The following is a 9,163-nucleotide window of genomic DNA, read 5'->3' as shown; positions in this document are numbered from 1 at the left end:
GGAGATTCATTTGAAACCTCTTCGGTAATAAATAAATAAAAACTTGATTTGGGAGCCGTCCCAACAAATTCATCTTCCTTGATAGCCGCTATGGTTGACAATACGTGGGTTCCATGGGAGGTTCCTGTATCTTGGTAATACTGTCCAGATGAAGTCACAAAATCATAGCCTCCAAGTATCTCACCATTGCTCACCTCACCATCAAATAAATGACTAAAAGCTCCAGCGGTATCTACACCATAAAACCCGGCATCAATAATAGCGATTTGTTTTCCTAAACCCTCATAACCCGCAGTATGGAAAGAATCAACACCAATCATTTTTACCTGGTTCTCTGCTTCTCCGTATTCGAGATTTTGTAAAGAAGCAAACTTACTTGACTTTATTATTTTACTTGAGGATAAAATGGGTGACCGAGGACTTGCCGAGTTTTTATTCGCAAACTGAATACGGTCTACTGACGCTAAGTCTATCAGTTGTTCAATAGCTGCTTGATTCCCCATGACATGGACAGCATTTAACCATCTAGACCTTGCTTTTAAAACAATTCCTTGAGAACTTCTAACAGCCGTAACATAACTATGCTCAACAGGAACATCTTGAATATTAACTTCAATATTTTGAAGACTCCTTCTGTCTAAAGCTCTTTGAGTTAACATAGAAATTGGAGCATTAAGATAACTTTCAGCACTAGGTTTGTCTTTAAAATAAACCCATGCGTGTTCTTGAGCTTGAAACAGACTTGAATATAATAACATCAGAAAAACAAACTTTCTCATCTCATGCTTCTTTTGAACCAAGTTAGGAAATTATTCCTGAACCTAAAAGCTCATCATTTGTATGCCAAGCAACAAACTGACCTTCTTGAATAGCGGACTGTGGATGATCAAACTCAACATACATTCCACTGGCAACTTGGTAAAGTGTGGCTTTCTGTAGTGGCTGACGGTAACGGATTCTTGCCATTACCTCCATCGAACCTCCAACTTTTAATGTCAAGTCTTCCCGTATCCAGTGTGTTTCTTGGTTGTTAACAAATAAGACTTTTCTGTACAATCCTGGATGACTTTTACCTTCTCCTGAATAAATCACATTTTCTTTTACATCGGTTTCAATCACAAACAAGGGCTCTTGAGTTCCGCCAACAGCTAATCCTTTACGCTGTCCTTTTGTAAAATAATGGGCTCCTTGGTGCTTTCCAACTTTTTTTCCGTCAGATATAGTATAAGAATATTTTTGACTATAAAAAGCCAACTCTTCCTCCTTGTTTTTAAAAGTAGGGACGCTCCTCGTGTACCCTTCAAACGTATTGGGAATCTGAACAATCTCCCCTTCTTTGGGTTGTAGTTTTTGCTGTAAAAATTCAGGTAAACGGACTTTCCCAATAAAACAAAGACCTTGGGAATCTTTTTTATCTGCGGTGACCAAACCTATTTCCTTGGCCATCTCTCTTACTTCTGGTTTCGTCAATTCACCAATTGGAAACAGAGCTTTGGATAGTTGTTGTTGTGACAATTGACATAGAAAATAGGATTGATCCTTGTTGTTATCAATTCCTGATTTTAACTTATATGTTGATTTACCCTGAGAATCTTGGATAACTCCTTTGCGACAATAATGCCCCGTCGCTACATAATCTGCTCCTAAATCCAATGCGATATTCATAAAAACATCAAATTTAATCTCACGATTACACAATACATCTGGATTTGGTGTTCTTCCCAATTCATATTCCTCAAACATATAATCAACAATACGCTCTTGATACGCTTGGCTCAAATCTACCACCTGAAAAGGTATATCTAACTTTTCTGCAACCAACATGGCATCATTACTATCTTCCAACCAAGGGCATTCATTAGAAATGGTTACAGAATCATCATGCCAGTTTTTCATAAACAAGCCAATTACTTCGTACCCCTGTTGCTTCAATAAATAAGCCGTCACACTACTATCTACTCCGCCTGAAAGTCCAACTACTACACGTTTCATATTCAAATTATTGTGGTTGCAAAGATAATACAAAAATAAGAGTTTAGGTTGCATTTATAAGCTAAGAACTGAAGGAAACTATCTCACATCTCTCACGAACTTATTACTTGTTTTCTTTACTACTTGGTTGATGCTTCTTTTTTATGTTCGCAAGAATTTCTTCATCTGACAACTTGCTTTTATGGACAGTATTTTTTTTTCTTTTCGCATTGATGTTTTTCATGATGGCAACATCGGTAAGTTTTCCTTTTTTCTGTTTGGCTTCTTTTGCTTGTCTACTTTTTAAAGCGTCCGCTTCAGCAAGTTTTTTTACTTCTTTAATCTTCGCTTCCATCTTAAAAGCAATATTTTCTAGTATTTTCTTATCCTTGTCTACGGAATATTCTATTTTCACTAATTCCTTTCCTGATAGGGTATCGCTATTCTCAAGGTCCAAAGCGTATCTCTTTTTCTTAACATTTTCTTTTGTTCCCATATACCTACCCTTGTAATAAAAATCCCAGGGATCTACTTTATGGTCTTTATAGTACAAACCGGTCTCTTTGAGGTTACCATTGACTTCAAAAAACTTAGTACGTCCGTGGAGCAAACCACCTTTATAGGTCATTTCATTTAGCTTAACACCATCTTTAGAAAATCTTGATGTTATTCCCTCCAACGTATTGTTTTTGTAGTTGCTCAATTCTGCTACATGACCATTCTCATAAAAAACTGTACGCTTTCCATTGAGTTGATCATGAAGATACTGTTCTATCAAAATAAGGTTTTCTCGGTGATCGTAGTACTTCCAGACTCCTGTCCTTTTTTTTCCTATCAGGACCCCTTCAGTTTTTATCTTTCCATAGATATCATAGAAAACAACAGATGCTTTGTTGGTCAATTTGTCAAAATTCTTTTTTATGGATGGGAAATTGTTAATGAATTTATTTTGATAGAAAAAAAACACCCCAACTTCTTTTCCATGATCAAAAGTTCCTGTGTACCTAACTCTACCTGAATCATATCTTTTTTCCCAAAAGCCATGTCTGTTGCCCTGGGTATCGAACCTATTAATTTCTTGAGCTCTCACAAAAAATGAAATAAGAAAAAACAAAAAGAACATCTTATTACTACGCATAAAGCTAATTTTAAAAATTATAGAATTTTATTGTTGAGCCCTCTTTTGGATTTCAACGATCCTTAATAAATAGAAAAATACAAAGTTTAAAGAATACAAAAAAACATCTTTTTACTTTTCTTAATTTGATGTACTTTTGTCCCTTAAACATATTTACAAAAACATGAGTTTATCACATTTAAATGCCATCTCTCCCATTGATGGAAGATATAGAGGAAAAGTAGAATCTTTAGCTGCTTATTATTCTGAAGAAGCATTAATCAAATACAGAGTAAAAGTCGAAATTGAGTATTTTATTGTGCTATGTGAAATCCCTTTACCTCAATTAGAAGATTTCAACACTTCATTGTTTGTAGAGTTAAGAAAGATTTATCAAGACTTCTCCCCTGGTGATGCTCAAAAAATTAAAGACATCGAAAAGGTTACCAACCACGATGTCAAAGCTGTTGAGTATTTTATCAAAGAGAAATTTGATAATTTAAACCTAGAGCCTTTTAAGGAATTCATCCATTTTGGTTTGACTTCCCAAGACATCAACAATACTGCCATACCATTATCTATCAAGGATATGTTTGATGAAGTTTACGATAACGAATTGGTGGTCCTAATCAACAAACTGGAAGAATTGGCCACTGAATGGAGTGATGTTTCTATGTTGGCTCGTACTCATGGACAACCTGCTTCTCCTACTCGCTTAGGAAAAGAAATCAGGGTATTTATTGAACGAATCAAACAACAAGTGACTTTACTAAAACAAGTCCCTCATGCTGCTAAATTTGGTGGAGCTACAGGAAATTTCAACGCACATCACGTTGCTTATCCAAATATTGATTGGAAATCCTTTGGAACTGATTTTGTAGAAAACAAATTAGGATTACACCATTCTTTCCCAACCACACAAATTGAGCATTACGATCATATGGCTGCTATTTTCGATGCCGTAAAAAGAATCAATACAATTATTATTGATTTAGACAGAGATATATGGACATATGTTTCTAATGACTACTTCAAACAAAAAATCAAAAAAGGTGAGGTGGGTTCTTCAGCAATGCCTCACAAAGTAAACCCTATTGATTTTGAGAACTCAGAAGGTAACCTTGGAATAGCAAATGCTATTTTTGAACACTTAGCCATAAAACTTCCTGTGTCTAGGTTACAACGTGATCTGACAGACTCCACTGTGTTAAGAAATATAGGAGTTCCATTTGGACACACCTTGATTGGTTTTGCTTCTACCCTAAAAGGGCTGGAAAAATTATTGATCAATCGTGATGCTTTCGCTAGAGACCTAGAAAACAATTGGGCGGTGGTTGCAGAAGCCATTCAAACAATATTAAGAAGAGAAGCGTATCCTAATCCATACGAGGCTCTAAAAGGACTGACACGTGTTAACGAAAAAATAACAGGGAATACGATTGCTAATTTTATTGACACGCTAGAAGTATCTGATGAAATCAAAGCAGAACTAAAAGTAATCACCCCGAGCAACTATACTGGTATCTAAATTGATGAGGTTTATCTCTTACATTATATTCATATCCGTTTTTATTTCTTGCAACTCAGGAAATAGAACGGATGTTTTGTTGTTTAAAGAAGGTCGATTTAAGACCTACTTAGGAGAAAGAAAAGATAGCTCATATTTGTACAGAACCAAAACACTACAGATAGAAACTTACAAAAACAAAGTAGATACTTTTTCTATTTTCTGGAAATCAAATTTTGAGTACGAATTGCGTAAAACAACCCCAAAAAACAAACTAGACAGTATTCCTTTTAAGGTTCGTATCACTAAGATTAAAAAAAATTATTATAAATTTAAGGCAGGCTATTTAGGTAGTCATTTTATACAAACAGGAACTACCTATATTACCAAAGAGTAAAATAACGTCTTAAAACACTGGTATGTACAAGTTCTTGTTGATCTGCACTTTCTGCTACCATATTTCTCTTGCACAAATCTTCACAAAACAAGACACACTTCGAGGAAGTATAACTCCTGAAAGAGCTTGGTGGGATGTCAAAAACTATACTTTAAATCTCCAAGTTTTCCCTAGCACAAAAAGCATCAAAGGGAGCAACACGATTAGATACAAAGTATTAAAATCCTCTAAAATTTTACAAATAGAGTTACAAAATCCAATGGTTATTGACTCTATCCTTCAAGATGAAAAAAAATTAAACTATCAGAAAAAGGGCTATTGCTACTACGTCAATTTAACAAAAAAACAAAGAGTAAAGGCTACTGAAAAAATTGAAGTTTTTTACCATGGAAAACCTAAAGAAGCTGTAAACCCTCCATGGGATGGCGGATTCATATGGAATAAAACTCGTGATGGAAATGAGTTCATCGCTACGGCAAATCAATCTATTGGCGCTAGTATTTGGTGGCCGTGTAAAGATCATCCAGCTGATGAGGCAGAAAGCATGCAAATCACGATCACTTGCCCAGAACACTTGACAGGGGTCTCTAATGGAAAAAAAATCAAAACCCAAAACAACTCAGACCACACAACTTCATTTACTTGGACCGTGACCAATCCAATTAACAACTATGGGGTTTGTATCAATATCGCTAATTACACTAGTTTCAAGGAATCATTTAATGGGATAAATGGAAACTTATCATGTACTTATTATGTACTCCCACAAAACTTAAACAGAGCAAAAAAACACTTCAAAGAAGTTCACAAAATGTTAAAGGCGTTTGAATATTGGTTTGGACCTTATCCATTTTATGAAGACGGTTACAAGTTGGTCGAAACTCCGTATTTGGGGATGGAACATCAAAGCTGTATTGGTTATGGAAATCAATATTTAAAAGGATATATGGGTAGGCCAATGGGTAGTTCTATGTGGGGTAATCATTTTGATTTCATTATCATTCACGAATCTGGGCATGAGTGGTTTGCCAATAGCATTACCTGTAAAGATGTAGCCGATTTATGGATTCATGAAGCTTTTACCTCTTATTCCGAAGCTTTATTTATCGAATATTATTATGGAAAAAAAGCCGGAAATGAATACCTACAAGGACTAAAGACAATTGTTAAAAACGATTCTCCACTCGTAGGCGTTTATGGAGTCAATCATGAAGGAAGCTCAGACATGTATACCAAAGGAAGTTTGATGCTTCACACGCTACGTCAAATTCTCAACAATGATGATCTTTGGAGAAACATACTCAAAGGGATGAACCACGATTTTTATCACCAAACGGTTACAGGAAAACAAATCCAAAGCTACATCACAAAGAACTCTAAATTAAATTTATCAAAATTCTTTCTTCAATACCTCAACACAACAAAAATCCCTACACTAGCCATCAAATCTAAAAAAGGCTACCTCTATTATCGTTGGGAAAACGTTGTTGATGATTTTAAAATCCCATTGAAAATTTATCTCAATAACAAAGAAAAATGGATAACGCCCAGGAGCCAAAATTGGAAAAAATTAAAAGCTAATATTCAAGACCTAAAGGTTGATAAAAACTTTTATATAAATGTAGAATTCGAATCATTTTAAAATTGACAATAATCAAAAAACACACATACCATAGGTCTTCCTTACAATTCAATCTCTAGTCCATCATAGGCTAAAAACACATTTTTAGGTAAATTTTTACTCACTTCCTCATGAAAACCTAGTCTATGACTGATGTGAGTAAAGTACGCTTTAACAGGCTGAATTTGTTTGACCAAAGCTAAGGCTTCTTCTAAATTTAGATGGGTGGGATGAGTTTCTATTCGTAAAGCATTTAGAACAATTATCCTTACCCCCTTTAACTTTTGTAATTCAGAGGTTTTGATGGTCTTGACATCTGTCAAATAAGCAAAATCATCAATCCTATAACCTAGAATTGGAAGCCCTCCATGATCTACTTGTATAGGGATGACTTTTTTTCCGTAGAATTCAAAAGGCAAATCATCAATTATCGTTGGGATCACAGCAGCCGCGCCAGGATATCTATTCTTTGTCTTAAATATATAAGCATACCTTTCTGACAAACTATCCATCACTCTTGACATAGCATAAAGGGGCATAGGCCCATTTTTGTAACAAAAAGGTCGAATATCATCTAATCCAGCAATATGATCTGCATGCTCGTGGGTAATAAAAACACCATCAATCCTTTTGATTTCATTGTTCAATATTTGAACTCTAAAATCAGCGCCACAGTCTATCAAGCAAGCTCCTTGCTCCCACTGAATATAAATGGAAGAACGCATTCTTTTGTCCTTATTATCTGTTGAAAAGTTTACTGGTTCATCAGACAGCAACATGGGAATGCCTTGAGAAGTCCCGGTACCTAAAAAAGTTATTTTCATATAAAAATTCTTCATCCAAAAATATAAAAAGACAACCATATACAACACAATTTTAGTATATTTGATTGTATCAATTGAACCCTCACTAAATGGCTGTTACACACAAAGGAGATATCCCTGTAGAAAATATTTTAACGAGTAAAACAAAAGCACTCAAGATCAATCTCAACAAGAATATTTACGGAACATTCTCTGAAATTGGTGCAGGACAAGAAACTGTTCGACATTTTTTTAGAGCAGGAGGTTCTTCCGGAACGATAGCAAAAGCGATGAGTGCTTATGACAAAGATTTTTCTGATGCAATTTATGGTGTTGAAAATCACAACAGATATGTTACGGAGAGTCGATTGAAAAAAATGTTGCGACATGAAATTCAATTGATAGAAGATAGGCTGGATAGAAACAAACACCCAGAAAAAATTTATTTCTCCTATGCAAATACAGTTGCAACTATAGATTTTGCAAAGAAATTTAAAGGCCATGGATGGGTAGGAATCCAATTTCAACTGGACTCAAACGAAAGATATAACGAAATCATACTACATACACGTTTTAAACAAACAGATGCTACCTTACAACAAGAAACATTAGGTCGCTTAGGGGTGAACTTAATTTACGGAGCGTTTTATTACAATGACAACCCCAAAGATCTGATTAAATCATTGTATGACAATATAGATCTTGATGAAATAGAAATTGACATGATCAATTTCTCAGGACCTCGATTTACCTATGTGGACAATAGACTTATGAGTTTGCAATTGGTCAAAAATGGAATGACAAACGCAGTCATGTTTGATTCTCTAGGGAAAAACTTGTTACCAGCTCAAGAACTTTACAAAAAAAACATACTGGCACTGAGAGGTAGATTTAGGCCTGTAACCAAAATCAACATGGATGTATATGAAGGATCCCAAAAACTGTTTTATGAAGATAAAAAAGTAAACCCTGAAAGTACCAAAACCATTTTTGAAATCACACTTTCTAACTTGAAAAACGAAGGAGAAATCAACGAGCGAGATTTTCTAGATAGGACTGACCTTCTTTGCTCTCTTGGACAGATTGTTATGATTACCAACTTTCAAGAATATTATAAATTAGTTGAATATTTTGGGGAATTTACCAACGAACAAATAGGATTTGCTATGGGGTCTGATAGTATTATGAATATTTTTGACATCAAATACTATCGTAACTTAAAAGGAAGTATTCTCGAAGGGATAGGTAAATTATTTTCAAACAACTTGAAAATATACCTTTACCCAATTTTATCAGAGGACGAAACCATCATAGACAGTAACAATTTAAGACTTCACCACAAAGTAAAAGAACTCTACAAATACTTTAAGCAATCCAATAAAATAATAGATATTACTGAGTATGATGTTTCTCACATGAAGATTCAAGGTCAAGATGTTTTTAGAAAAATCAGTATGAATGAAAATGGATGGGAAACAATGCTACCTGAAGGTATAGCAGAGACCATTAAGTTCAAAGGCTTATTTGGGTATAAAAAAAGTAAATAAAGAACTTGTTAAAAAGATTGATAATTAATTTAGAGTTATTGGTAAATGATCACAAACATATATAAAGTTAGTTCGACTGATATAATCAGTAGGATCAAATGATTTTAACTGGATATAATCCCAATAACATCATTTTAAAAACGCTAGTAACTAAGGGTTAAAAAACATAAAAAGTTTTTAGGTAGTAAGCAAGCTGCTCT

At 34.6% G+C, this 9,163-nt stretch carries 7 protein-coding genes and 1 pseudogene; 4 read left to right on the top strand and 4 right to left on the bottom strand.

The genetic code is table 11. From position 1 onward, the window contains the following. From ABF281_RS07135 to ABF281_RS07125, 3 genes and pseudogenes are all read right to left on the bottom strand, one after another. Positions 1–779, bottom strand: a pseudogene (locus ABF281_RS07135) (peptidase S8); the annotation flags it as partial. A gap of 22 nt (positions 780–801) precedes the next feature. Further along, positions 802–1,992 (bottom strand): tRNA 2-thiouridine(34) synthase MnmA, encoded by a 1,191-nt coding sequence (gene mnmA, locus ABF281_RS07130; RefSeq protein WP_347180991.1) that lies wholly within the window; start codon positions 1,990–1,992, stop codon positions 802–804. Between the two features lie 103 nt (positions 1,993–2,095). Further along, a complete protein-coding gene (locus ABF281_RS07125; protein ID WP_347180990.1) occupies positions 2,096–3,109 on the bottom strand; it encodes a hypothetical protein in 1,014 nt (337 codons plus the stop codon). Between the two features lie 163 nt (positions 3,110–3,272). On the opposite strand from ABF281_RS07125, the gene purB reads away from it, so the two are divergent. The 3 genes from purB to ABF281_RS07110 are packed head-to-tail and all read left to right on the top strand — an operon-like array spanning position 3,273 to position 6,634. After that, the gene (purB, locus tag ABF281_RS07120; RefSeq protein WP_347180989.1) at positions 3,273–4,616 is read left to right on the top strand and encodes an adenylosuccinate lyase; all 1,344 of its coding nucleotides are present in this window, start codon (positions 3,273–3,275) and stop codon (positions 4,614–4,616) included. Positions 4,617–4,620: 4 nt separating this feature from the next. Further along, on the top strand, positions 4,621–4,992 hold the full coding sequence (locus tag ABF281_RS07115; protein WP_347180988.1) for a hypothetical protein: 372 nt from the start codon (positions 4,621–4,623) through the stop codon (positions 4,990–4,992). Between the two features lie 22 nt (positions 4,993–5,014). Next, positions 5,015–6,634: a M1 family metallopeptidase gene (locus ABF281_RS07110; protein ID WP_347180987.1), complete on the top strand. Its 1,620-nt coding sequence runs from the start codon at positions 5,015–5,017 to the stop codon at positions 6,632–6,634. A 41-nt stretch (positions 6,635–6,675) separates the two neighbouring features. Here the strand turns inward: ABF281_RS07110 and ABF281_RS07105 are convergent, their stop codons facing one another. Continuing rightward, on the bottom strand, positions 6,676–7,437 hold the full coding sequence (locus tag ABF281_RS07105; RefSeq protein WP_347180986.1) for an MBL fold metallo-hydrolase: 762 nt from the start codon (positions 7,435–7,437) through the stop codon (positions 6,676–6,678). Between the two features lie 89 nt (positions 7,438–7,526). Between ABF281_RS07105 and ABF281_RS07100 the strand changes: the two genes are divergently transcribed. Continuing rightward, complete coding sequence (locus ABF281_RS07100) at positions 7,527–8,963, top strand: TonB-dependent receptor (protein ID WP_347180985.1); 1,437 nt, start codon at positions 7,527–7,529, stop codon at positions 8,961–8,963. The last annotated feature ends 200 nt before the right edge of the window (positions 8,964–9,163 follow it).

This window comes from Wenyingzhuangia sp., from assembly GCF_039768515.1.
Lineage (GTDB): Bacteria > Bacteroidota > Bacteroidia > Flavobacteriales > Flavobacteriaceae > Wenyingzhuangia.
Note: the sequence above shows the minus strand (reverse complement) of the source record. Positions and strands in the feature narration are given on the sequence as shown.

What these genes read in the sequence shown, in the direction of transcription:
- mnmA (WP_347180991.1), bottom strand. Translation starts at nt 1,992, where the DNA reads ATGAAACGTGTAGTAGTTGGACTTTCAGGCGGAGTAGATAGTAGTGTG.
- purB (WP_347180989.1), top strand. Translation starts at nt 3,273, where the DNA reads ATGAGTTTATCACATTTAAATGCCATCTCTCCCATTGATGGAAGATAT.
- ABF281_RS07105 (WP_347180986.1), bottom strand. Translation starts at nt 7,437, where the DNA reads ATGAAAATAACTTTTTTAGGTACCGGGACTTCTCAAGGCATTCCCATG.
- ABF281_RS07100 (WP_347180985.1), top strand. Translation starts at nt 7,527, where the DNA reads ATGGCTGTTACACACAAAGGAGATATCCCTGTAGAAAATATTTTAACG.
- ABF281_RS07115 (WP_347180988.1), top strand. Translation starts at nt 4,621, where the DNA reads ATGAGGTTTATCTCTTACATTATATTCATATCCGTTTTTATTTCTTGC.
- ABF281_RS07125 (WP_347180990.1), bottom strand. Translation starts at nt 3,109, where the DNA reads ATGCGTAGTAATAAGATGTTCTTTTTGTTTTTTCTTATTTCATTTTTT.
- ABF281_RS07110 (WP_347180987.1), top strand. Translation starts at nt 5,015, where the DNA reads ATGTACAAGTTCTTGTTGATCTGCACTTTCTGCTACCATATTTCTCTT.